At 70.6% G+C, this 22922-nt stretch carries 22 protein-coding genes; 8 read left to right on the top strand and 14 right to left on the bottom strand.

The genetic code is table 11. The features are described 5' to 3' along the window. Positions 1 to 56 precede the first annotated feature (56 nt). The 6 genes from V1227_RS20510 to V1227_RS20535 form a co-directional block, all read right to left on the bottom strand. Positions 57 to 1301 carry a hypothetical protein gene (locus V1227_RS20510; RefSeq protein ID WP_329787213.1) on the bottom strand — a complete coding sequence of 415 codons (1245 nt, stop codon included), beginning with the start codon at positions 1299 to 1301 and terminating at the stop codon, positions 57 to 59. Positions 1302 to 1323: 22 nt separating this feature from the next. After that, positions 1324 to 2832 carry an alkaline phosphatase D family protein gene (locus tag V1227_RS20515; RefSeq protein ID WP_329787214.1) on the bottom strand — a complete coding sequence of 503 codons (1509 nt, stop codon included), beginning with the start codon at positions 2830 to 2832 and terminating at the stop codon, positions 1324 to 1326. A 79-nt stretch (positions 2833 to 2911) separates the two neighbouring features. Beyond that, positions 2912 to 3610 carry an ESX secretion-associated protein EspG gene (locus V1227_RS20520; RefSeq protein WP_329787215.1) on the bottom strand — a complete coding sequence of 233 codons (699 nt, stop codon included), beginning with the start codon at positions 3608 to 3610 and terminating at the stop codon, positions 2912 to 2914. A 1-nt stretch (position 3611) separates the two neighbouring features. Beyond that, complete coding sequence (locus tag V1227_RS20525) at positions 3612 to 4913, bottom strand: hypothetical protein (RefSeq protein WP_329787216.1); 1302 nt, start codon at positions 4911 to 4913, stop codon at positions 3612 to 3614. After that, on the bottom strand, positions 4910 to 5512 hold the full coding sequence (locus V1227_RS20530; RefSeq protein ID WP_329787217.1) for a DUF3558 domain-containing protein: 603 nt from the start codon (positions 5510 to 5512) through the stop codon (positions 4910 to 4912). Before V1227_RS20530 ends, V1227_RS20525 begins: the two co-directional genes overlap by 4 nt. A gap of 11 nt (positions 5513 to 5523) precedes the next feature. Further along, the gene (locus tag V1227_RS20535; protein WP_329787218.1) at positions 5524 to 5823 is read right to left on the bottom strand and encodes a PE domain-containing protein; all 300 of its coding nucleotides are present in this window, start codon (positions 5821 to 5823) and stop codon (positions 5524 to 5526) included. Positions 5824 to 6009: 186 nt separating this feature from the next. On the opposite strand from V1227_RS20535, the gene V1227_RS20540 reads away from it, so the two are divergent. Genes V1227_RS20540 through V1227_RS20555 form a run of 4 tightly spaced genes read left to right on the top strand, consistent with a single transcriptional unit; the run spans position 6010 to position 8830 of the window. Further along, positions 6010 to 6984, top strand: coding sequence for a DUF6346 domain-containing protein (locus V1227_RS20540; RefSeq protein ID WP_329787219.1), 975 nt, complete (start codon positions 6010 to 6012; stop codon positions 6982 to 6984). Between the two features lie 37 nt (positions 6985 to 7021). Next, on the top strand, positions 7022 to 7471 hold the full coding sequence (locus V1227_RS20545; protein WP_236222931.1) for a YbaB/EbfC family nucleoid-associated protein: 450 nt from the start codon (positions 7022 to 7024) through the stop codon (positions 7469 to 7471). Between the two features lie 9 nt (positions 7472 to 7480). Continuing rightward, positions 7481 to 7786 (top strand): hypothetical protein, encoded by a 306-nt coding sequence (locus V1227_RS20550; protein ID WP_236222929.1) that lies wholly within the window; start codon positions 7481 to 7483, stop codon positions 7784 to 7786. Positions 7787 to 7789: 3 nt separating this feature from the next. Beyond that, the gene (locus tag V1227_RS20555) at positions 7790 to 8830 is read left to right on the top strand and encodes a WXG100-like domain-containing protein (protein WP_329787220.1); all 1041 of its coding nucleotides are present in this window, start codon (positions 7790 to 7792) and stop codon (positions 8828 to 8830) included. Positions 8831 to 8896: 66 nt separating this feature from the next. On the opposite strand, the gene V1227_RS20560 is transcribed toward V1227_RS20555, so the two are convergent. Genes V1227_RS20560 through V1227_RS20570 form a run of 3 tightly spaced genes read right to left on the bottom strand, consistent with a single transcriptional unit; the run spans position 8897 to position 13280 of the window. Beyond that, positions 8897 to 9313, bottom strand: a complete 417-nt coding sequence (locus V1227_RS20560; RefSeq protein ID WP_329787221.1) for a DUF4233 domain-containing protein — start codon at positions 9311 to 9313, stop codon at positions 8897 to 8899. Beyond that, on the bottom strand, positions 9310 to 10656 hold the full coding sequence (gene folC, locus V1227_RS20565; RefSeq protein WP_329787222.1) for a bifunctional tetrahydrofolate synthase/dihydrofolate synthase: 1347 nt from the start codon (positions 10654 to 10656) through the stop codon (positions 9310 to 9312). The genes V1227_RS20560 and folC overlap by 4 nt, the downstream gene beginning before the upstream one ends. Beyond that, on the bottom strand, positions 10653 to 13280 hold the full coding sequence (locus V1227_RS20570) for a valine--tRNA ligase (RefSeq protein ID WP_329787223.1): 2628 nt from the start codon (positions 13278 to 13280) through the stop codon (positions 10653 to 10655). Before V1227_RS20570 ends, folC begins: the two co-directional genes overlap by 4 nt. Before the next feature lie 252 nt (positions 13281 to 13532). On the opposite strand from V1227_RS20570, the gene V1227_RS20575 reads away from it, so the two are divergent. Beyond that, positions 13533 to 15821 carry an FdhF/YdeP family oxidoreductase gene (locus V1227_RS20575; protein WP_329787224.1) on the top strand — a complete coding sequence of 763 codons (2289 nt, stop codon included), beginning with the start codon at positions 13533 to 13535 and terminating at the stop codon, positions 15819 to 15821. Here V1227_RS20575 and V1227_RS20580 read toward each other — a convergent pair whose 3' ends face one another. The 4 genes from V1227_RS20580 to V1227_RS20595 all read right to left on the bottom strand — a co-directional run bounded on the left by V1227_RS20580 (position 15822) and on the right by V1227_RS20595 (position 18689). Then, on the bottom strand, positions 15822 to 15983 hold the full coding sequence (locus tag V1227_RS20580; protein WP_329787225.1) for a hypothetical protein: 162 nt from the start codon (positions 15981 to 15983) through the stop codon (positions 15822 to 15824). A 27-nt stretch (positions 15984 to 16010) separates the two neighbouring features. Beyond that, positions 16011 to 16568, bottom strand: a complete 558-nt coding sequence (locus V1227_RS20585; RefSeq protein WP_329787226.1) for a winged helix-turn-helix domain-containing protein — start codon at positions 16566 to 16568, stop codon at positions 16011 to 16013. A 67-nt stretch (positions 16569 to 16635) separates the two neighbouring features. Continuing rightward, the gene (locus V1227_RS20590) at positions 16636 to 17127 is read right to left on the bottom strand and encodes a hypothetical protein (RefSeq protein WP_089922227.1); all 492 of its coding nucleotides are present in this window, start codon (positions 17125 to 17127) and stop codon (positions 16636 to 16638) included. Between the two features lie 47 nt (positions 17128 to 17174). Then, on the bottom strand, positions 17175 to 18689 hold the full coding sequence (locus V1227_RS20595; RefSeq protein ID WP_329787227.1) for a phytoene desaturase family protein: 1515 nt from the start codon (positions 18687 to 18689) through the stop codon (positions 17175 to 17177). A 65-nt stretch (positions 18690 to 18754) separates the two neighbouring features. On the opposite strand from V1227_RS20595, the gene fdhD reads away from it, so the two are divergent. The 3 genes from fdhD to V1227_RS20610 are packed head-to-tail and all read left to right on the top strand — an operon-like array spanning position 18755 to position 21613. Further along, positions 18755 to 19582 (top strand): formate dehydrogenase accessory sulfurtransferase FdhD, encoded by an 828-nt coding sequence (gene fdhD / locus V1227_RS20600; RefSeq protein ID WP_329787228.1) that lies wholly within the window; start codon positions 18755 to 18757, stop codon positions 19580 to 19582. Next, entirely contained in the window at positions 19569 to 20699 is a 1131-nt protein-coding gene (locus V1227_RS20605; RefSeq protein ID WP_329787229.1) for a CaiB/BaiF CoA transferase family protein, read from the top strand. The genes fdhD and V1227_RS20605 overlap by 14 nt, the downstream gene beginning before the upstream one ends. A gap of 38 nt (positions 20700 to 20737) precedes the next feature. Next, complete coding sequence (locus V1227_RS20610; RefSeq protein ID WP_329787230.1) at positions 20738 to 21613, top strand: alpha/beta hydrolase; 876 nt, start codon at positions 20738 to 20740, stop codon at positions 21611 to 21613. Here V1227_RS20610 and V1227_RS20615 read toward each other — a convergent pair. Then, positions 21610 to 22908, bottom strand: a complete 1299-nt coding sequence (locus V1227_RS20615) for a serine hydrolase domain-containing protein (protein ID WP_329787231.1) — start codon at positions 22906 to 22908, stop codon at positions 21610 to 21612. The genes V1227_RS20610 and V1227_RS20615 overlap by 4 nt on opposite strands. Positions 22909 to 22922 lie beyond the last annotated feature (14 nt).

Below are 22922 nucleotides of genomic sequence, written 5' to 3' on the forward strand. Positions count from 1 at the left end.
ACGAAACCACGACAAACAGCGGGAAACAATACGTCGTGCTCTGCAAATATTTGCAGTCAGCTTGCGGAACGCCGGTAGGTGATCGCCATCTTCAGCGGATGGGAGCGCCACTCGTTGACCGCGAGCCCGGCGAGCACACCGATGCCCTCGACCGACTCCGCCGTGGCGGGAGCGGTGCGGCTCGTCGCGCCCGCGAGCGGTCCCCCGGACGGCGGCGGCGAGAACTGGGCGATCACCACCTGCCGGCCCTCGTGCGGCTGCACGGCCAGGAGGACGTGCGGATCGGCCTGCTCGCCGTCGTTCTCGATCGGTTCCAGGGACAGGAACTCGCCGCGCTCCGCCGCGGCACCGCACATGCGGCCCGCCCACTTGAAGGCGTCCATGACGTCGTCGTCGGAGAGCGCCGCGTCCGCCTCCTGCAGCGTGACCTGCTGCAAACGCGTGCTGTGCGCGGTCATCTGGCCGTTGGTGGTGAAGCGGTCGGGGATCATCGCGTCACCGGTCTCGACGTCGATCAGCAGCATGTCGCGGAACCGGGTCTCCGCGAGCGGCGAGCGACCCATCAGGCCGCGGCCGAGCACCTCGGCGAGCTTCGGGTCGGTCATGCGCCAGTACGTCGTCCGTTCCCCGATCCGCAGGCCGACGAAGTCCTTGACCGGCAGGCTCGGCAGCGCGGTCGACAGCGTCTGGCCCGGTTCGACGGGAGGCGGCGGCGCCTGGACGCGGAACGGCGGCAGCGAGGCGAACCCCGGATCGACCTGCGCCGTACGGACCACGTGGTGCGCCCACGCGCGCACACGCGTCAACGGGTGGTCGGGGAACCGTGCGTCGTAACGCGGGTCGTCGCCCGCGTGGAACGGGAGCACGCCCTCCAGCTCCGGCGCGTACGGGTGGGGCCTGACCCAGTTCTCGAACCCGATCTCGGCGGCCAGCACGGCCTCGCGCGCGCCGGTCATGCCGCGTTCCGGCGCCACGAGCAGCAGCACGGCGCTGCTGCGTTCCTTCGGCACCGTGAAGGAGGCGACGAACACCTGCCCGTTCGGCTGGTCCGGCAACGGCAGCTTGACGATCCGCAGCAGCGCCGGCGTCCCGCCGAGCTGGACGACGTGGGCCTCGACCAGGCACCCGGTCTCGCCGTGGACCAGGGCGAGACCGTGCCTGAGCTCCGGCAGGTCGTCCAGTCCGGCGGGCAGGTCGGGGACCACGCCGTGGTAGGTCAGCCGGACCTGGTCACCGTTGCGGTGCTGCCAGGTGTTCTGGTCGATCTGGTGGAAGCCGGTGGCGTCGAACGAGATGGGCACGCGTCCGACACTACGGCTCCGGTCAGGCGGCGCTGAGCGTTTTGGACCACAGCGAGGCGCCCGTGGCGTCGCGCAGCCACACCGTGAGCTCGTGCCGCGTCGCCTCCACCTCGCCGAAGTGCTGGAACCCGTCCAGCGGCGAGGTGTTGGCGACGGGCGGGGCGTGCACGAACACGGCCTGCGGCCCGAACGTCGGGTCGAGCGCGTTCGGGCCGAACGCGCCGGAGTGCAGCGGTCCGGAGACGAACTCCCAGAACGGGTCGAAGTCGCCCACGGCCGCGCGGTCGGGCGAGTAGTGGTGCGCGGCGGTGTAGTGCACGTCCGCGGTCAGCCACACGGTGTTCTTGACGCGGCGGCGCTTCAGCTCCCTGAGCACCCACGCGATCTCGTGCTCACGGCCGTTGGGCGCGCCCGGCAGGCCGTTCGCGACGCCCTCGACGTCGGTGCCGTCGGGGACGACCAGGCCGATCGGCAGGTCCGCCGCGATGATCTTCCACGTGGCGGTGCTGCGGCTGAGCCCGTCGACGAGCCACTTCGCCTGCCTCGCGCCGAGGACCACGCCCGGCTGGTCCTTGGGCGAGGTGTTGCGGTCCTTGTAGGTGCGCATGTCGAGCACGAAGACCTCGACGTTGCGGCCGTAGGCGAACTTCCGGTAGACGCGGCCGTCGACCGCGCGCTGCCGGTCGATCGGCATCCACTCGTGGAACGCCTGGAAAGCCCGCTGGGCCAGCACGTCCACGCGCTTCTCGGTGTAGAGCGGCGAGTCGAGGATTTCGCCGGGGTACCAGTTGTTCGTGACCTCGTGGTCGTCCCACTGCACGAAGCTCGGGACCCGGGCGGCGAAGCGCTTCACGTTCTCGTCGAGCAGGTTGTAGGCGAACTGGCCGCGGTACTCGTCGAGCGTCTCGGCCACCTTGGCCTTCTCCGGCGTGACGACGTTGCGCCAGATCCGGCCGTCGGGGAGCGCCACCGTCTCCTTCATCGGGTTGTCGGAGTAGACGGTGTCGCCGCTGTGGATGAAGAAGTCGGGCCTGCGGTCGGCCATGGCCTTGAAGATCGGCATGCCGCCGAGGTCGGGGTTGATGCCCCAGCCCTGGCCGGCGACGTCACCGGACCACACGAACCGCACCCCGTCACGGCCGAGCGGGGCCGTGGAGAAGCTGCCGGTGAGCGGTTCGCTGCGGGTGCGGCCGCTCAGGTCCTCGGCCGTGACGCGGTAGTAGGCGGGACGGCCCGGGAGGAGACCGGACACCCTGACCTGCCCCGTTCCGCCGGTCTCCGGCGTGAGCAACGGGCCCTGGAAGCGGTGGGAGAGGCGGAACCGCGGGTCGTTGGACACCTCGACGAGCATCCGGGACGGGCGGTCGGCGCGCGTCCACACGATGCCGCCGTCCCAGGTCACGTCGCCGGACTGCACGCCGTGGGTGAGGATCGGGCGGTCGGTCTTCGCGAGGCCGGTGCCCGAGGGCACCAGCGCCGCGGCCGTGCCCAGTGCGCCTGCCTTGAACAACGTGCGACGGTCGAAGGTCATGCGCGGTTTCTAGTCCGCCGTTCTGACCAGCGGCCGAACCCGGGGTGAACTCCAGCGGGCCCACCCCGGGCGGTGCTGGTCACGTCAGGCGCTTGAGCCAGTCGGTGATGATCTGCCGCGACGCGGGCGTGGCGTGGACCCACGTCTGGTGGTTCTGGTCGGTGTAGCGGACCACGAGCCAGCGGCCGTCCTCGAAGTCGATCGTGGTGAGGAAGGTCCTGGCCCGCTGCCTGCCCTCGGGGCTCCCCTTGGCCGCGTACAGCTTCGCCGTTCCCCTGCGGGGCTGGGCGAGCAGCTGGCGCAGCGAGGTCGACGGCGACGCCTTGCCGGGCTGGTGGACGTTGAGCTCCGACGCGTGCACGTTGATCGACGCGCCCTTGCCGGGCGGGACGTCCGGCAGCTGCATCGCGAGGACCTCCGGCGCGTTCTCCGGACGGATCGGGTGCAGCTGCACGTACCCGTTGTCGTGCACGGCGAGCACGCCGTGCTGCGCGTTCGCCGCCACCACGACGGGCCTCGTCTCGTTCGGCGTGAGGGCGATCCACGCCGAATAGTCGTTGTCCGCCTTGGCGATCAGGTGCAGCGTGCCCCGGACGTCCGGGTGGTCGAGCCCGACGCGGCGCAGCTCACCGATGACGTCGCGCTCGATGAGCACCCGCTCGTCCTCGTTCTCCCCCGGCGAGCCGACCGACAGCGCGGGGTGGTACGCCCCCAGCTTCTCCTGCTTCCACAGCACGTCGAAGGCGAGGTCGGACAGTTGGACGGACGAGCGCAGCACGTCACCCCCCGATCGTCGGCGGTGCGACCATCGGCATGTCACCGATGATCTCGTTCGTGTTCTCCTCGGTGATGAGGTAGTCGGCGGACTTGTGCTCCAGGTCGTCCTCGCCCTGGCCCTTCTGGCCGTGACCACCCATCGCGCCCATGCCGGCCGCACCGGCACGGCCCGCGGCACCCGCCGCGGCGCCACCGCGCGCACCGGCGTTCTGGCCCTCGCCCATGCCGCCGAACACACCGGCCTTGCCGCCGGGCTGCTGCGCGGACGTGCCGCTGCCCGTTCCGGTGCCGCTGCCGCCACCGAGACCGCCGCCGCCGAACCTGCCCGCGCCACCCGAGCCGCCCGCACCCCCACCACCGAACCTGGCGGCGCCCGCTCCGGCGGGACCGCCGGGGCCGCCCGCCGTCCCGCGGCCGCCGCCCCCGCCGAGACCGGGACCGACCGGCACGCCGATGGGCGGCAGGCCGGTGTTCGGCGGCCGCTCGATCACGCTGCCGACCGGCGGCTTGCCGATGCCGGGGGTGTCGCCCGGCTTGCCGGTGCCACCCGTGCCGGACGTGCCCGTGCCGTCGGTCCAGCTGGCGGTGGTCTGATCGCCACCGGTGCTGCTCGGCGGCGTCCAGGCGGAGCCGGTCGGGCTCTGGGTGGAACCGGTGGAGCTCGTGCCGGGGTTCTTGCCGCCGACGCTCGAGTTGCTGACGTCGGCGCTCTTGTCGTCGCCGTTGTCGCCGCCGGTGTTGATCACCTCGACGTTGAGCGTGTCGGCCGTGACGCCGGGGAACTCCTTGGGCAGCTCACCGCGGTTGGTGTTCGAGGCGCTCTGGAACTCGCTGTAGATCCGGCGGTTGTGGGCTTCCTGCGAGTTGTAGCTGTTGACCGCGTCTTCGGTGTCGGTGTCCCAGGGCGTCACGTCGTCCCAGAAGCCCGTGTCGGGCTTCTGCTCCGGCATGTCCTTGAGCTGGTTCTTGTTGTAGTTGAACTGGTAGACCTGGTTCGACAGCGAGGTGTCGGCCTGGCGCAGCGCGTCCTGCATCTGCACCATCGCCTGGTTGATCGGGTTGCCGGCGGCCTGGGCGGCGTCCGCGCTGGCACCGGCCCACGCCTCGCCTAGGGTTTCGCCGACCCGCTTGAGCCTGGCCTCGATCGAGGCGTAGGCGGACTCCAGGGCGGCGGCGGCGTTGGCACCGGCCTGCGCGCTGCCCGTACCGGGTCCCGTGGTCATCAGGTGGTGGATCTGGTGACCCGAGAGGCCGTCGGCTCTCGTGTTGTCCTGGGTGTAGCAGCTGGGCGCGGGCTGTGTCATTTCGCACCTGCCTTCATGGTGGTGAGGACGAGGTTCGCGAACTCGGTGACCGCGCCGCACGGGTCCGCGAGCCGGGAACTGCCCTTGACGCTCTGGAAGTCGAAGAGAACGGCCCTGGCGTCGGACACGCCGACGACGATCGTGCAGCTGCCGCTCGGGCGCTGGTCCACGGGGAGGGTGAGGACGGCGGGGTAGCCCTGGACGTCGGGCCGCGGTTCGAACACCGCGTAGGTCCCGTTGTCCTTGTTGCCGTACACCGACTCGAGGTTCGTGCCCTCGGGGAGGATCACCAGGCCGGGTGACGCCTTCGCCGGGGTGCTCGCGCCGAGCCAGTCGCACCCCGGGCCGGGCGAGGTCGGGTTCTTCTTGCCCGCGACGCCGGGCAGGCCGTAGGCCTCCGCCTGGGCGGGCGTGAACGCGCTGCACGGGTCGGCCTCGAAGGCCTTCAGGTCCAGCGGGTTCCGCACCTTCGGCGCCCCGGCACCGGAGCTCGGCGGCGGGGTGGCGCCGGTGGGCGTGCCGGTGGTCCCGCCGCTGGTGCCGCACCCCGTCAGCAACGCGAGTGCCGCGACTCCGGCGACGATGGATCGGATGCGCAACTGCTCAGTCCTCACGGCTTGAAGTTCGCCTGGTTGCCCTGCTCGGTCTGCTCGTACTGGGCGAGGGTGGCCTTCAGGTTGTCGATGCGCGTGGTCAGCGTGTCCTGCAGCTGCTGGTTCGACTGCTGGTGCATCGCGCCCGCGTTGACGGCCCAGTTCGCGTAGACCTGGCTCGGCACGTCACGGCCCGCACCCTTGACGGCGATCAGCGCCTGGCCGGTCGTCTTCGCCTGGATCAGGTCGTCGCGGATGGACTCGTACTCCTTGATGGCAGCGCGCAGCGTCTCGAGATCGACCTTGGTTCCGCTCATCCCCAGTGCCCTCCCCCTGCAGATTCGTGCGTCTCGGAGCATAGCGCCAGGCCACAGGCCTCGTCCCGGTTTCGAAGCACGTTCGAGTGAACGGCCGAAGTGCGATTCGCGCCGTTCTCCGGCGCATTCCGCCGACGTCGAACAATTCGTCACCGACCGCGCGTGCGTTCTGTCTAGGGTGTGCCCGTGCGCGCACTCGCCTTCCTGCTGGCCGCGGTCTTCGCCTTCCTGGCGCTCGCCACGACGATCCGGACCACCGACGTCCTGCTCGGCGCGGTGGAGGCGCGGCAGACCGGCACCGCCGCGGTCGTGTCCTGCACCGAGCACGGGCCGGTCGGCAGGTGGGGCGTCGGCACGAGCCACGGCTGCGACGCGGACGTGCGGTGGGAGGACGGGAGCACCGAGCGGGTCGCGTTCCCGCCGGGGCAGCTGGAGCCCGGTGCGCGCGAGGTCGCCGTCTTCCGGTCCACCAGGGACGCCGGGGTGAACGACAGCGCGCGGTGGTTCCTCGCGGGACCGCTCCTGGCGGTGGCGCTCGGGTTGCTGGCGCTGTGGTTCGCCGTGGCGGCGGTGCTGTCCCTCGTTCCCGGGCGCAAGACGCCGAAGCCGGACGAGAAGTGGCCTCTGACCGAGGAGGACGTCAGGAACACGCCGGTCACGCGGCGGGTGCGCAGGTTGCGCTTGCTGGCGTGGCTCGGGCTCGCGACGGCCGCGGCGGAGGGTCTGGCGTCCATGCCGTTCTTCGACGCGCCTCGGCGGGTGGGGGCGTTCGCGTCGCCGTGGCCCCAGCTCGAGGAGGCCTGGCTCGTCGACCTGCCGTCGGGGGTGCTGGCCGGGTTCGCGGTGCTGGTGGCGGCGGTGATCGGGCTGATCGCGGAGAACGTGCACAGGGACGCCGCGCGGGTCGTCCGGTATGGACAGTCCTACCTCGACGGGAAGAAGCCGGTGCCCAGCGGCGGAAGCAGCTGGGTGCCGACGGCGTTGCTCGCCGCCCTCGTCGTGTGGGCGGTGGTGGAAGTGGTCCTGGCCGTGGGAGACGCGCCGCCGCTCGTGTGGCTCGCGGGCAGCCGGGACGCGCTCGTGCTGCTGGCGGTCCTCGCGGTCGTGGCCTCCACCCGGCAGTCCGCAAAGGACGTGGTCGCGCAACTGGTCCGCGAGTAGCGGGAACCGGGAGGCGGCCGCGGCAGTCTCACGGGGCATGACTTCCGCAGAACTGGGTGCTGGGCAGCAGCGTCTCGAGGAGTACATGCGCCGGGTCGGTGACATCCAGCGCAGAGCCGAGGAGACGCAGGCCCAGCTCAAGGCGTTGCGCGCGGACGTGAGCAGCCCCGACCGCGCGGTCACGGTCAGGATGGCGCCGGGCGGCCGGCTCGAGAAGCTGAGCCTGACGCCCGCGGCGATGCGGATGTCGCACGAGCAGCTCGCCGCCCTGATCACCGAGACGGTCGGCAGGGCGCACGCGGCCGTCGCGGGGCAGATGGAGGCGACGATGCAGCCGTTGATCGGCGGCACGTCCGCGATGGACTTCCTGCGCGACCAGGTCACCGCGGCGCAGCAGCCGGAGGAGACCGAGGAGCAGCAACCGCAGCAGCGTCAGCGTCCGGCTCGCCCGGACGACGACGAGCCGTTCGGCACGATCTACCGGTAAGGGGTCCCGGTGTCAGAATTCGCAATGGTGCCCGCCGACGTGGTGAACCACGCCGGCAACGTGCAGTCGATGGGCATGGAGCTCACGAACGCCGCCGCGCGCGGTCAGAGCGTCGACCTCGGCGTCGAGACGTACGGGATCATCGGCCAGGTCTTCAGCGTGCCGGTGCGCATCCACATCGCGGCGATCGCGAACTCGATCAACGAGCTGGCGAACGCGCTGCCCGACGTCGCCGACGCGTTGCGCGACTGCGCCGACGCCACCCGCCAGACCGACGACGACCACGCGAAGCTCTTCGCGAAGTACCAGGGGTGAGTGATGGTTCTCGACGTCAGTGCGGACAACGCGACCGACGGTGCGCGGATCGTCGACACCGTCTGGAAGTGCGCGGAAGACTTCAACAACCCCAGTGACTGGGCCTTCGACGGTGTCGCGCTGGGACTCGACGTGCTCGGCTTCGTCGCGAACCCGCTCGGCACGCTCGTCGGCGCGGGCATCGGCTGGCTGATCGAGCACGTGTCGTTCCTCAAGGAGCCGCTCGACGACCTCGCCGGCGACCCCGGCGCGATCAACGTCGTCGCGGCCGCCTGGGGCGAGGTCGCCAAGGCGTGCGCGAAGGTCGGCAACGACTACGCGCAGGCCGCGACCAGCCAGACCGGCACGTGGACCGGCCAGTCCGGCGACGGCTACCGCAAGGCGGCCGCCACCCTCGCCGAGCAGGTCAAGGCGCTGGAAGGTGCCGCGAACGCGGTCGCCACGGGCATCCGCGGCACGGGCGTCCTGGTCGCGGCGGTGCGCGGCATCATCCGCGACATCGTGGCGGACGTCGTCGCGGAGTTCATCATCGCCGCCGTGACCGCGCTCGCGACGAGCTGGTGCAGCTTCGGCGCCTCGATCGCCGCCTTCACCGGCTGGGCCGTGGCCCGCGCGGCGTCGACCGCGGGCAAGATCGCGGGCAAGGTCAGCAAGCTGCTCATGAAGCTCGCCCAGGCCGTCCGCAAGTTCGACAACCTCAAGGGCGTGTCCGACGCGCTCGCGAAGGCCGCCGTGAACATCGGCCGCAAGGCCAAGGACGTCGGCCGCGCGATCGGCAGGAACCACTCCTCGGTCAGGCAGATCGAGGACGGCTTCTCCAGCGCCAACAACGCCATCCGCGACAAGCTGACGTTCGGCAACGACGCGGCGAAGAACGCGGCGAACCGGGTCGACGACATCATGGCGCCGCGCGGCCGTGACGGGTTCGCGGACACCATCAAGCCCATCTCGCTCGGCCGGACCGGTGCCTCCGAGGCTTTCAAGGAAGGCGCGAACTGGGACGAGAGCTACGAGAAGGGGCAGGAGGAGCTCAGCAAGAAGTAGGCGCCGGGGCCTGGCCACGTGGGCGCGGGGTCAGGCCCCTTCCGGGGTGCGAGGAGCCGGACCGGCTCACTCGGGCTTCGGCGCCTGCTCCGACTCCTCCTCCTGCTGCTGCGCCGGCAACCGCCCCTGCGCCATGCGCTTGAGCAGATCCCGCCGCAGCCACAGCAGATAGGCCCACACCAGCCCGAAGATCACGCCGATCACGCCCATGGCCGGCAACAGCAGCCACGAGGCGATCAGCAGCACGTGCAGGCCGACCACGGTCGGGATGGCCCACGGCTTGCGCACGAACGCGCACATCGCGATGAACACCGCGATGAAGCCGAACGCCACCCAGCCGACGAGCGACGTGACGCCGCCGTGCAGCTTCGCGATGACCGGCAGGGCCAGGGCCACGACGATGACCTCGAGGATCAGCGTGCCGGCCATGATGCCGCGGAACGCCTTCATCGGGTCTTTCTTCAGAGGGGCCGGAGCGGTCATGCCGGTTCCTTCCCGAACAGCGCGCGGGCCTCGCCCGCGGTGACGACGGAGCCGGTGATGATCACGCCGCCGCCGGACTGCTCGTCCTCGATGAGGTGGATGGCCTCCTCGACGGCGTCGACCAGGCGGGGACGCACCTCGAAGCGGTCCTCACCGAAGATCGGGACGGCCAGGCCCGCGAGGACGTCCGGGTCCATCGCGCGCGAGGAGGAGTTGGTGGTGATCACCAGTTCCTGCACCACCGGTTCCAGCGCGGCGAGAATGCCCTCCGCGTCCTTGTCGGACATGACGGCGACGACGGCGACGAGCTTGCGGAAGCCGAACTCCGACTCCAGGGCTTTCGCCAGTGCCGCGGCGCCGTGCGGGTTGTGCGCGGCGTCGACGAAGACGTTGGGCGCGGAACGCACGCGCTCCAGCCTGCCCGGCGTGATCACCGAGGCGAAGCCCTCGCGGACCATCTCGATGTCGATCTTGCGCTCGGGGCCGGCGCCGAAGAACGCCTCGACGGCGGCCAGCGCCAGCGCGGCGTTCTTCGCCTGGTGTTCGCCGTGCAGCGGCAGGAAGACGTCCTCGTAGACGCCTCCGAGGCCCTGCAGCGTGATCATCTGGCCGCCCACGGCGACGGCCCTGGTCAGGACGCCGAACTCGCTGCCGAAACGGGCCACCATCGCGTCCACCTCGGCGACGCGTTCGAGGATCACCCTCATGACTTCGGGGGTCTGCTCGGCGACGATCGCGACGGAGCCCGGCTTGATGATGCCGGACTTCTCCACCGCGATGTCCTCTGGACGGTTGCCCAGGTACTCGGTGTGGTCGACGCCGATCGGGGTGAGCACGGCGACGCGGGTGTCCACGATGGACGTCGCGTCCCACGTGCCGCCCATGCCGACCTCGACCACGGCGACGTCGGCCGGCGCTTCGGCGAAAGCCGCGTAGGCCATGCCGGTGAGCACCTCGAACTTGCTCATCCGGATCTCGGACTGGGCGTCCACCATCGCGACGTACGGCTCGATGTCGCGGTAGACCTCGACGTAGCGCTCCGGCGAGATCGGCTGGTTGTCGAGGCTGATGCGCTCGGTCGCCAGCTGCAGGTGCGGGCTCGTGTACCGGCCGGTGCGCAGGCCGATGCGCGTGAAAAGCGCGTCGACCATGCGCGACGTCGACGTCTTGCCGTTCGTGCCTGTCAGCTGCACGACCGGGTACGACGTCTGCGGGTCGCCCAGCACGTGGGCCAGCGCCTTGATCCGCTCCAGCGACGGCTCGAGCTTGGTCTCGGGCCACCGCTGGTTGAGCTCGTTCTCGACGTCGAGGAACTCGTCGAGGTTGGTGTCCACCGTGCTCACGCCTCCGGCAGCGCGGCCAGGCGCTCGTTGATGCGGGCGATCTCGGACTCGGCCACGGCCTTGCGCTCCTCGATCTTGGCCTTGACGTCGGCGGGCGCCTTGGCGAGGAACGCCTCGTTGCCGAGCTTCTTCGTCGTGCCGTCGAGCTCCTTCTGCGCCGCCGCGAGGTCCTTCGCGAGCCGCTTGCGCTCGGCCGCGACGTCGATCGCGCCGGACAGGTCCAGCTCGACCTTCACCGCGCCCTTGGGCAGGCCGACCTCGAGCGTGGCCGAGACGGTGAAGTCGTCGCCCGGCTCGGTCAGGCGCGTCAGGGAACGCACCGACGGGACCTGGTCGGTGAGGCCGACGCAGCACGCGCCGCGGACCTTGCCCGCGACCTTCTGACCGGGCTTCAGGCCCTGCTCGGAGCGGAACCGGCGGATCTCGGTGGCGAGCTTCTTCAGGCCCTCGACCTCGGCCTTCGCGTCGAGGTCCCGCTCGGCACCGGAGGCCTTCGGCCAGTCGGCGACCACGAGCGACTCGCCGCCGGTCAGCGACGTCCACAGCGTCTCGGTGATGAACGGGATCGCCGGGTGCAGCAGGCGCAGCAGGACGTCGAGGACGTGGCCCAGGACGGACTGCGTGGCCTCGGCGCGGCCCTCCGCGATCTGGACCTTCGCGATCTCCAGGTACCAGTCGCAGAACTCGTCCCACGTGAAGCTGTAGAGCGCCTCGCAGGCACGCGAGAACTGGAACGCCTCGAAGTTCGTGTCCACAGCGGACACCAACGCGTCGAGCTCGTCGAGGATCCAGCGGTCGGCCGCCGTCAGCTCGTCGCGCGGAGGCAGCGGACGGGCGACCGTCGCGCCGTTGGCCAGCGCGAAACGGGTGGCGTTCCACAGCTTCGTGGTGAAGTTGCGGGACCCGGCGGCCCACTCCTCGGCGACGGCCATGTCCGAACCGGGGTTCGTGCCGCGCAGCAGCGTGAACCGGGTGGCGTCCGCGCCGTAGCGCTCCATCCAGTCCAGCGGGTCGATGCCGTTGCCCTTGGTCTTCGACATCTTCTTGCCGAACTGGTCGCGGATCAGACCGTGCAGGAAGACGTCGTTGAACGGCTGCACGCCGTCCATCGCGTACAGGCCGAGCAGCATCATCCTGGCGACCCAGAAGAAGATGATGTCGTAGCCGGTGGACAGCACGGACGTCGGGTAGAACTTCTCCAGGTCCTCACTGGACTCCGGCCAGCCGAGCGTCGAGAACGGCCACAGGCCCGAGGAGAACCACGTGTCGAGGACGTCCTCGTCCTGGTGCCAGCCCTCGCCGGTCGGCACCTCGTCGTCCGGTCCGACGCAGACGACCTCGCCGTCCGGACCGTAGAAGACCGGGATGCGGTGGCCCCACCACAGCTGGCGCGAGATGCACCAGTCGTGCAGGTTGTCGACCCAGTCGAAGTACCGCTTGTTCATCTCCGGCGGGTGGATCTTGGTGCGGCCGTCGCGGACGGCGGCGGAGGCCTCGGCGGCCAGCGACTCGACCTTGACCCACCACTGCAGCGACAGGCGCGGCTCGACGACCGTGTCGCACCGCGAGCAGTGGCCGACGGCGTGGACGTACGGCCGCTTCTCCGCGACGATCCGGCCTTCCGCGCGCAGCGCGGCGACGATCGCCGGGCGCGCCTCGAACCGGTCGAGACCGAGGAACGGGCCGTTCGCGGTGATGGTCGCGCGCCCGTCCATGATCGTGAGGTTCGGCAGGTTGTGGCGCTGGCCGATCTCGAAGTCGTTCGGGTCGTGCGCGGGCGTGACCTTGACGGCGCCCGTGCCGAACGCCGGGTCGACGTGGGTGTCGGCGACGATCGGGATGCGGCGGCCGGTCAGCGGCAGCTCGACCTCGGTGCCGATGAGGTGCCGGTAGCGCTCGTCGTCCGGGTGGACGGCGACCGCGGTGTCGCCCAGCATCGTCTCGGCGCGGGTGGTCGCGACGACGATCGAGTTCTCCCCGTCGCCGTAGCGGATCGAGACGAGCTCGCCGTCGTCGTCGTTGTGGTTGACCTCGACGTCGGAGAGCGCCGTCTGGCAGCGCGGGCACCAGTTGATGATCCGCTCGGCCCGGTAGATCAGGCCGTCGTCGTACATCTTCTTGAAGATCGTCTGGACGGCGCGCGACAGCCCCTCGTCCATGGTGAAGCGCTCGCGCGACCAGTCGATGCCGTCGCCGAGCCGCTTCATCTGGTCGAGGATCTTGCCGCCGTACTCCTCTTTCCACTCCCAGACGCGCTCGACGAACTTCTCGCGCCCGAGGTCGTGCCGCGACAGGCCCTGCTTCGCGAGGTCGCGTTCGACGGAGTTCTGCGTCGCGATGCCGGCGTGGTCCATGCCCGGCAGCCACAGGACCTCGTAGCCCTGCATGCGGCGGCGCCGCGACAGCGCGTCCATGACGCTGTGGTTCATGGCGTGGCCCATGTGCAGGCTGCCGGTGACGTTCGGCGGGGGCAGCACGATCGTGAACGGCGGCTTGTCGCTCTTGACGTCCGCCTCGAAGTACCGCCGGTCGAGCCACCGCTGGTACAGCTCCGCCTCTACCTCCGCCGGAGTCCACGCGGCGGGGAGGTCGGGACGCTGGGTTGCGGTGTCGAGTTCAGTCACAGCGGTGAAGTCTACGGAGGGCTGGCTATCGACTTACACCGAGATACCTGCTAACGAGCCGACGGCCGCGGGTTCGGGGCGGAGCGCCTGGCCGCCGCGACCGATCACTCGTTCAGAGGTGCCGGGAATGAGTGACGGCGATCACAATTGACCGTCACGGACCGTTCAACCCCTTGGGGCCCGTGGCGACGGCGCCGCCGCGTTCTTCGGGGGCGCTGGCGGCGCCGACGTCGATCGGCGTTCAATGGACGTATGAGCAGCAAGCCCCCGCAGCACGACGTCGACGAGTCCGCGATCGAAGTCAGCACCCCCAAGACCTGGGCCGCGGGGATTCCCGGTGTGCTCGTGTCGCTCGACCGCGCTGTCGAGCAGATGGGTGTCGGGCGCACGGTCAAGACGTTGCGGCTGCTCAACCAGCGCGAAGGTTTCGACTGCCCCGGCTGCGCGTGGCCCGAGCCGCAGGGCCACCGCAAGATGGCGGAGTTCTGCGAGAACGGCGCGAAGGCCGTCGCGGAGGAAGCCACGAAGCGGCGGATCGGCCGGGAGTTCTTCGCCGAGCACCCCGTCGCGAGCATGCGCACGAAGACCGACTACTGGCTCGGCCAGCAGGGCCGGCTCACCGAACCGATGGTGCTGCGGCCCGGTGCCACGCACTACGCACCGATCGGCTGGGACGAGGCGTTCACGCTCATCGCCGACGAGCTGACAGCGTTGTCGTCCCCGGACGAGGCGATCTTCTACACCTCCGGCCGCACCAGCAACGAGGCCGCGTTCCTCTACCAGCTGCTGGTCCGCTCGTTCGGCACGAACAACCTGCCGGACTGCTCGAACATGTGCCACGAGTCGTCCGGGTCGGCGCTCAACGAGACCATCGGCATCGGCAAGGGCTCGGTGTCGATCAAGGACTTCGACCTCGCCGACCTCATCGTGGTCATCGGCCAGAACCCCGGCACGAACCACCCGCGCATGCTCAGCGCGCTCGAGGACGCCAAGAAGAACGGCGCGAAGATCATCGCGATCAACCCGCTGCCGGAGGCGGGCCTGATGCGGTTCAAGAACCCGCAGAACGTCGCCGGTGTCGTCGGGAAGGGCACCGCGCTGTCCGACGAGTTCGTGCAGATCAAGGTCGGCGGCGACCAGGCGCTGTTCCAGGCGGTCGGGCACCTGCTGCTGCGGTGGGACAAGGTCGACAAGGCGTTCGTCGAGTCCAAGACGCACGGCTTCGAGGCCTACGCCGAGAGCCTGCGCGAACTCGACTGGGACCGCGTGCTCACCGCGACCGGCCTGACGCGCGAGCAGATCACCCGCGTGGCCGGCATGTTCGTCGACTCGAAGGCCACGATCGCCTGCTGGGCGATGGGCCTCACGCAGCACAAGCACAGCGTGCCGACGATCCGCGAGATCGCCAACGTCATGTTCCTGCGCGGCATGATCGGCAAGCCGGGCGCGGGCCTGTGCCCGGTGCGCGGCCACTCGAACGTCCAGGGCGACCGGACGATGGGCATCTACGAGAAGATGCCCGAGTTCTTCCTGAAGGCGCTGGAGAACGAGTTCGGCATCACGGTGCCGCGCAAGCACGGCTACGACACCGTCGACGCCATCAACGCGATGCGCCACGGCCGCGGCAAGGTGTTCATCGCGATGGGCGGCAACTTCGTCAGCGCCACCCCGGACACCCCGGTGACCGAGAAGGCGCTGGAGCAGTGCTCGCTCACGGTGCACGTCTCCACCAAGCTCAACCGCTCGCACGTGGTCCACGGCAGGACGGCGCTGATCCTGCCCGCCCTCGGCCGCACGGAGAGCGACGTGCAGCACTCGGGCGAGCAGTTCGTGACGGTCGAGGACTCGATGTCGGTCGTGCACCGCTCCCGTGGCCGGCTCGCGCCCGCCTCGGACCGGTTGCTGTCCGAGGTCTCGATCGTCTGCCGGCTCGCGCGCAAGACGCTCGGCGCCTCGCACCCCGTGGCGTGGGAGGAGTTCGAGAAGGACTACGACGTCATCCGCGAGCACATCGCGCGCGTCGTGCCGGGCTGCGCCGACTACAACACGCGGGTGCGCCGGCCCGACGGTTTCGTGCTGCCGCACCCGCCGCGCGACTCGCAGGAGTTCGCGACGGCGACCGGCAAGGCGAACTTCACGGCGAACGAGCTGACCGTCATCGAGGTGCCGCAGGGGCGCCTGCTGATGCAGACCCTGCGCAGCCACGACCAGTACAACACCACGATCTACGGTCTGGACGACCGCTACCGCGGCGTGAAGGACGGCCGTCGGGTGGTGTTCGTGAACCCCGACGACCTCAAGGAGCTCGGGTTCTCCGACGGCCAGATGGTCGACCTCGTGTCGGAGTGGAAGGACGACCCGACGGGCGTCGTCGAACGCCGCGCCGAGTCGTTCCGGATCGTCTCGTACCCGACCGCGCGCGGGTGCGCGGCGACGTACTTCCCGGAGGCGAACCCGTTGGTGCCACTGGACTCCAAGGCGGACATCTCCGGGACGCCGACCTCCAAGTCGGTGATCGTGCGCCTGGAGCCCGCGGCCTGATCAGGCGTGCCGGACCCGGACGAACAGCCGTAAGCGGCGTCGTTCGGGTTCGGCCTCGACGTCCTCCTCGGTCTTCTTCACGAGCCGGCGCGCGGCCGCGTCGGCCTCGAAGTCCCGCTGCCGGTACTTCGCGATAGCAAACGCCTGGTGGTGCGAGATCACGTGAGTTCTCCTTCGAGCTGGTTTCCGCTAGTCGGGCGAGACCGTGTGGCTCAGGAAGAACCGGACCGCCCGGGCCCCTTCGGGACGGAGTTCGGGGTTCAGCCGGCGCTCGTCGTACTTGTCCAGCAGCGCCTGAAGCTCCTTGACGAGGGCGACGGCCTCTTCCGCGGTGACGAACTTGACCGTGCCCTCGGTGCCGACCACCTGACGCCACTCCTCGGACAGGTGGTCGAACTGGCGCAGGCGTGACCGGATGCGTTCGAACTCCTGGTCCAGGTAGGCCATCGACGCCGCCTCGGCCGCCATCGCGGCCTCGCCCTCCAGCCCCTCCGACGAGATGGACTGGCGCTTCGGGACGACCTTCCAGGGCTTCTGCCTGCCGGGACCCTCGACCTCTTCGACGAAGCCGTACTTGGCCAGCATGTTCAGGTGGTACGAGCAGCTCGCGACGCTCTCACCGAGGGCCGCCGAGCACTGGGTCGCGGTCTGCGGCCCCTCCTCGGTGAGCAACTGGAGCACCTTCCACCGGAACGGGTGCGACAGCGCCCGGAGCGCTTTGGGGTCGGTGATGGGAGCGTCGGTCATGACATCACCGCACGCGTATCAATAACCTTTAGCAAGGTTCCTTGATATGTAAAACCCCAGGTGGCAGTCACCAGTCCGGCGAGTTGCGCGCCACGGCGGTGACGAGTGGCAACGACTCGATGACCGGCACGCGCAGCAGCTCGGCGGGTACGTCGGGGTCGCGCACGGGTTCGATGAGTTCACGCAGCAGCGCGCCGACGACGTCGTCCGCGGACTGGTCGACCTCGTGGATCAGGTCGCGCAACTGGTCCGCGGCCTCGTTGAGCACGCGCGGGCGTTGCGGCTCCTCCAGCATCAACGCCGCCAGCCGCAGCACACGACGGCACGTGCGCAGCCTCAGACTCCTGCTCGCGGACTCGCGGGTGCCCGCCAGGCCGAGGCGGCCGCGCGTGCGCTCGATCCACGGCTCGACGGTCTCGCGGCGCCAGATCGGGCCGGACGCGAGCTCCGCGTCCGGTTCGGGGATGCCGTGCGAGCGGCGCTTGCGCCAGACCGCCACCAGCTGCCGGCTGAGCCCCATCGCGTCGGCGATCTCGGCGATTCCGTAGAAGTCCCCCACGCCGCCAACTGTAACCAGAGATGACGACGGGCGTCATCACACATGTCTCAGGAGCGTTCGAGCACCGCACGCGCCGCGTTGTGGCCGCCGATGCCGCTCACGCCACCACCGCGCCGGGAGCCCGCACCGCAGAGGAACACGTTGTCGACGTCGGTCTCCACGCCCCACTTGCCGATCTCGTCGTCGTTCTCGGCGAACGGCCAGTCGAGCTCCCCGTGGAAGATGTTGCCGCCCGGCAGGCCCAGCTCGGCCTCCAGGTCCAGCGGGGTGCGGGCCTCGATGCACGGCTTGCCCCCGGCGTCGACCGCCAGGCAGTCCTGGACCGGCTCGACGAGGTGGGCGTTGAGCTGGTCGAGGTAGCGCCCGACCAGTTCGTCTCGCAGCTCGGCGTTGCGGCCCTCGAAGAGCGAGGCGGGCAGGTGCAGCCCGAACAGCGTCAGCGTCTCGTGGCCCGCCAGGGACGGCCCGAGGATGGACGGGTCGGTCAGCGAGTGGCAGTACATCTCGCCGGGCAGCACCGACGGCACCCGACCGGCGGCGCTCTCCCGGTACGCGGTCTCCAGCTGGTCGTAGGACTCGTCGAGGTGGAACGTGCCGGCGAACGCCAGCCGCGCGTCCACGCCGGACTTGAGCTCCGGCAGCCTGCGCAGCAGCATGTTGATCTTCAGCTGGCAGCCCGGCTCGTCGTGGACCTCGTTGCCCCGCAACCGTCCCAGCACCGACGGGGCCACGTTGGACAGCACGAACCGGGCCTCCACCGCCGTGTCGCCGTACGTGACGGACGCCGTCTTCCCGTCCGACTCGACCGACGTCACCTCGGCACCGGTGACGATCCGCGCACCGGCCTCGCGCGCGACCCGTTCGAGCTCGGCGGTGACGGCGCCCATGCCGCCGACCGGGACCTTCCACTCGCCGGTGCCGTTGCCGATCACGTGGTAGAGGAAGCACCTGTTGGCGCGCAACGACTGCAGCGACGAGTGCGTGCCGATCAACGCGTCCGTGGCGACGACCCCGCGCACCAGGTCGTTCTCGAAGAGCTCCTGCAAGGTCGCGCCGATCGGGCGTTCGAAGACCTGCTCCCACACCCTCCCGCCCGCCACGGCGTCGACGTGCGCGCGCAGGTGTTCCCGTGACACCAGCGGCTGGAGGAGAGTCGGCGCCAGCACCCCCGCCACCAGCTCCAGGTCGGCGTACCAGCGCTGCCACCGCTCCCAGTCGCCGAGCGAGCCGCACACGGCCTGGAACGAGGCCTTCGTCGCCTCCCCCGGCGAGCGCTCGACCAGCAGCCCGGCCGCGCCGTCCGGCGTGTAGGACGAGGCCGCGCGCGACCGGAGCGCGAGGTTCAGGCCGAGGTCCGCCACGATCCGGTCCGGCAGCAGCGACACCAGGTAGGAGAACCGCGAGAGCCGCGCGTCGACGCCCTCCCACGGCGACGCGCTCACCGCCGCGCCGCCGGCGTGCGGCAGCTTCTCCAGCACCCTGACCGACTTGCCCGCACGGGCGAGGTAGGCGGCCGCCACGAGCCCGTTGTGGCCGCCTCCCACGATCACGACGTCGTCCATGCCCCGAGATCCCTCCCACGTAGCCTGGTCGGTGGGGAACATAGCGGTCCGAAGGAGATGTGCACATGGGCCGAGTGACGGTGCGCCGGGCGGTCGAGCGGGTGTCGCCGAGCGGCCGGCGGCGCAGGGTCGACGCGCTCGCCGCCGAGGAACCGCTGGAGCTGAGGGTCGGCGGCAAGGCGTTGGCCGTCACGATGCGCACGCCCGGCCACGACGTCGAGCTCGCCCACGGCTTCCTGCTCAGCGAGGGCGTGATCGGGTCGTCGCGGGACGTCGCGGTCGCCCGCTACTGCGACGGCACCGGCCCGGACGGCCTGAACACCTACAACGTGCTGGACCTCGCGCTGGCCGAGGGCGTGCCGCCGCCGGACACCGGCGTGGAGCGCAACTTCTACACCACGTCGTCGTGCGGGGTCTGCGGCAAGGGCGCGCTGGACGCCGTGAAGCTCAAGACCCGCTACTCCCCCGCGGCGGACGAGGTGCGCGTCGCCCCCGAGGTGCTGACGGGGTTCCCCGACGCGTTGCGGGAACGGCAGAAGGTCTTCGAGAGCACCGGCGGGCTGCACGCGGCCGGGCTGTTCGTGAACGGCGAGCCGCTGGTCGTACGCGAGGACGTCGGCCGCCACAACGCCGTCGACAAGGTGCTGGGCTGGGCGGTGCTGCAGGACCTCGTACCGGTGCGCGGCGCGGTGCTGATGGTGTCCGGGCGTGCGTCGTTCGAGCTGGTGCAGAAGGCCGCGATGGCCGGCATTCCGGTGCTCGCGGCGGTGTCGGCACCGTCGTCGCTCGCGGTCGAGCTGGCGCAGGAGCAGGGCATGACGCTCGTCGGCTTCCTGCGCGGCGACTCGATGAACGTCTACACCGGTGGGGAGCGCGTGCTTGAGACCGCTTGACGGCGTCGTGGTGGTGAGCCTGGAGCAGGCCGTCGCCGTGCCGTACGCGACGCGCCTGCTGGCCGACCTCGGCGCCCGCGTCATCAAGGTCGAACGGCCCGGCACCGGCGACTTCGCCCGCCACTACGACTCGGCGTGCGGCGAGGTGTCGTCGTACTTCGCGTGGACGAACGCCGGCAAGGAGTCGGTGTCCCTCGACCTCTTCCACCCGGACGGCCGCGAGGTGCTGGACCGGCTCCTGGCCCGCGCGGACGTGCTGCTGTGCAACCTGTCACCGCGCGTGTGGGACCGGCTCGCGCTGGAGCTGCCGCCGTCGCTGATCGTCGGCGAGATGTCCGGCTACGGCTGGGACGGCCCGTACGCGGACCGCAAGGCGTTCGACGCGCTGGTGCAGTCCGAGGCGGGGCTCGTGTCGCTGACCGGCGAGGGCGACGTGGTGGCGCGGGCCGGCATCTCGGTCGCGGACATCGCGGCGGGCGTCCAGCTGCAGGCGGCGGTCCTGGCGGCGTTGCTGCAGCGTTCCCGGACGGGCGCCGGCGTGCGGCTGCGGCTGTCGCTGTTCGAGGCGATGGCCGAGTGGATGCACCAGCCGGTGCTCTACGCCGCCGGAACGGGCGCCGCGGCTCCGCGGTCCGGCGCGCACCACCCGAGCATCGCGCCGTACGGACCGGTGGCGTGCGCGGACGGCACGGTGCACCTCGCCGTGCAGAACGACGGGCAGTGGCAACGGCTGTGCGAGCTGATCGGTCTCGCCCCGCAGGAGAGGTTCGCCACAGTGGCCTCCCGCGTCGAGCACCGCGGCGAGCTCCAGGAACTGCTCGAACAGGCCTTTTCCGGACTCACCGCGACCGAGTCGCTGGCCGCCCTGGACCGCGCCGACGTGCCCGCCGCGCTGACCCGCCCGATCACCGACCTGCCCTCCCACCCGCAGCTCGACACATGGGTTGACGTGCGCGTTCCCGGCGGAACGGCACGGATGCTGCCACCGCCCGTAGCCGGGTTCGAGTGGTCGCCCGGTGCGGTTCCGGCGCTGGGCGCGCACAATGACGCCGTGCTGAGGTGGCTGGGGTTCTCCGACGAGGAACTGTCCTGGTTGCGCGTGCGTTCCGTCCTCTAGGTGGAAACGGGGGACGGTGCCCGCGCGATGAGGTGAGCATGGGGGAACCGAGGTACAGCCGCCGCACCCTGCTGGCGGCGATCGGCGTGGTCATCGCCACTGCCGCGGGCGGCGCGACGTACGTGTCGTCGTCCACCACGGAGCAGCAGATCGCCACCGCGGACGGCGTCAGGACCGTTCCCGCCGTGAAGCCGACGATCCGCTACGAGCGCGTGTACTCGGCGGCCCGCCACCGCGAGGTCACCCTCGCCTTCCACATCCCGACCGGCGCCAACCCCCGCGGCCTGCCGATGTCGATCCTGCTGCACGGCCTGCACGGCGACGCCCGGCACGCCGCCGTCGGCAACCTCCCCGAGGTGCTGACCGCCGCCGTGGCGAAGCGGTCGGTCCCGGCGTTCGGCTTCGTGGCCGTCGACGGCGGCGACAACTACTGGCACGAGAACGTCCCGGGCGACGACCCGATGGCGATGCTGCTCGACGAGGTCCCGCGCTGGCTCAAGGAACGCGGCTACGGCGAACCGTTCGCGGTCACGGGCGTGTCGATGGGCGGCTTCGGCTCGCTGCTCTACGCGCGCCGCCGTGCCGAGCGCGGCGACCCGGTCGCGGCCGCCGCCGCCATCTCCCCCGGCCTGATCACGACGTGGCCGGAGATGGCCAAGCGCCGCGCGTTCAGGAACGAGGCCGAGTGGGCCGCGCTCGACCCGCTGCGCCACCCGAGGTCGACCGGCCCGACCGCGCTCGGCGTGTGGATCGGCGACCGCGACAGGTTCATCGAGGGCACCCGCCGGTTCATCCGCGAGGTGCGGCCCGAGGTGGGCACGGTGAAGACGGGCGGTCACGACGACGGGCTGTACCGGAAGGTGACGCCCGACGTCGTGCAGTTCCTCGCCAAGTACGCCAAGCGCGCCGTCTAGATCCGGCTCGCCGCACGCCCGAAGTGCAGCCACTTCACCCGGCCCAGCTCGTCACTCCCGCACAGGACGAGCACCGAGTGGTAGCCGCCTTGTGCCTCGACAGCGACGAGGGCGTCCTCTCGCAACGCGGTGAACTCGCGCTCGGTTTCGTCGATCAGTCCCTTGAAGGTGTCGTCGCGGCGCTCGTACCTCAGCTTCACCCGCCCGTCGCCACCGTCCGTGACGTGGATGTCGATCCCCGCGGACCGGTAGACCCCGACGACGCGGTCCACCGCGATCGGGACGGGGCTCGCGGGCGGCTCGGGGAGCGGACGCAGGCTGACGCCGGCGTGCTCTCCCAGCGCCTGCCGGAACACCTCTCTGGCCAGTGGCAGGGAGTCGCCGCCGTTGGTGAGGACGGCGACGGCGAGACCGGCGCTCGGCACGACCCTCAGGTGGGCCTGGAAGCCCCTGGTGGTCCCGTTGTGACCGAGGCCGGTGACGCCGCCGTCGTAGTCGTGCAGCGCCCAGCCGAGGCCCTGCCGGCCGCCCTGGCCGAAGTCCGGCGGCACGACCTGGGTCTCGCGCATCGCGTCGAACTCGGTCGTGCCGAGGTGCATCCGCACGAACTCGAGCAGGTCCCGCCCGCTCATCGCGAGCACCGAACCCGCCGGGGTGTCTCCCTCGGCCATCGGCTTCTCGACGGGCTCCAGCTCCTCGCCGAGGTGCCCGGACGCGCACCTCCGGTGGGCGTACTCGGCGTGGCTGACGGCGGCGGTCCGCAGACCGAGCCGATCGATGAGCCGTTCGCGGAGAACGGTGGTGAAACGCCCGCCGCGCAGCACCTCAACGATCCGGCCGAGCACCACGAACCCGCTGTTGCAGTACGTGTAGAGCTCACCGGGCCGCGTCCGCTGCTCGGTGTCCGCCATCCGCTCGAGGTACCTCGCGAGCATGTCGGGGCCGTTGCCGGTGTCGTGGAAGAGATCGCCGTCGAAACCCGCGGTGTGCGTGAGGAGGTGCCGCGGCGTGATGACCCGTGCGGCCTGCTCGTCGGCGAGCCGGAACTCCGGCAGCACGTCGCGCACCGGCCGGTCGAGGTCCAGCAGGCCCTCGTTCACCAGTTCCTGGACGAGGGTGGCCGTCCAGACCTTGGTGATCGACCCGATCTGGAAGATCGAGTCCGTCGTCACCTCCTCGCCGGTGACGTTGTTCAGCACACCGGCCGCCACGTCGGTGATGGCGCCGTCGTGCAGCACGGCGACCTGAGCGCCGACGACGCCGTGCTCGGCGACCAGCGCGTCCAGTTCGATCATCTTTCCCCCAGGAG

This window comes from Lentzea sp. DG1S-22 (assembly GCF_036321065.1).
GTDB classification, from domain to species: domain Bacteria; phylum Actinomycetota; class Actinomycetes; order Mycobacteriales; family Pseudonocardiaceae; genus Lentzea; species Lentzea jiangxiensis.

Coding starts and splice junctions, on each gene's coding strand:
- V1227_RS20515 (WP_329787214.1), bottom strand. CDS start 2,832: ATGACCTTCGACCGTCGCACGTTGTTCAAGGCAGGCGCACTGGGCACG.
- V1227_RS20525 (WP_329787216.1), bottom strand. CDS start 4,913: ATGACACAGCCCGCGCCCAGCTGCTACACCCAGGACAACACGAGAGCC.
- V1227_RS20535 (WP_329787218.1), bottom strand. CDS start 5,823: ATGAGCGGAACCAAGGTCGATCTCGAGACGCTGCGCGCTGCCATCAAG.
- V1227_RS20545 (WP_236222931.1), top strand. CDS start 7,022: ATGACTTCCGCAGAACTGGGTGCTGGGCAGCAGCGTCTCGAGGAGTAC.
- V1227_RS20555 (WP_329787220.1), top strand. CDS start 7,790: ATGGTTCTCGACGTCAGTGCGGACAACGCGACCGACGGTGCGCGGATC.
- V1227_RS20560 (WP_329787221.1), bottom strand. CDS start 9,313: ATGACCGCTCCGGCCCCTCTGAAGAAAGACCCGATGAAGGCGTTCCGC.
- V1227_RS20575 (WP_329787224.1), top strand. CDS start 13,533: ATGAGCAGCAAGCCCCCGCAGCACGACGTCGACGAGTCCGCGATCGAA.
- V1227_RS20585 (WP_329787226.1), bottom strand. CDS start 16,568: ATGACCGACGCTCCCATCACCGACCCCAAAGCGCTCCGGGCGCTGTCG.
- V1227_RS20595 (WP_329787227.1), bottom strand. CDS start 18,689: ATGGACGACGTCGTGATCGTGGGAGGCGGCCACAACGGGCTCGTGGCG.
- fdhD (WP_329787228.1), top strand. CDS start 18,755: ATGGGCCGAGTGACGGTGCGCCGGGCGGTCGAGCGGGTGTCGCCGAGC.
- V1227_RS20610 (WP_329787230.1), top strand. CDS start 20,738: ATGGGGGAACCGAGGTACAGCCGCCGCACCCTGCTGGCGGCGATCGGC.
- V1227_RS20615 (WP_329787231.1), bottom strand. CDS start 22,908: ATGATCGAACTGGACGCGCTGGTCGCCGAGCACGGCGTCGTCGGCGCT.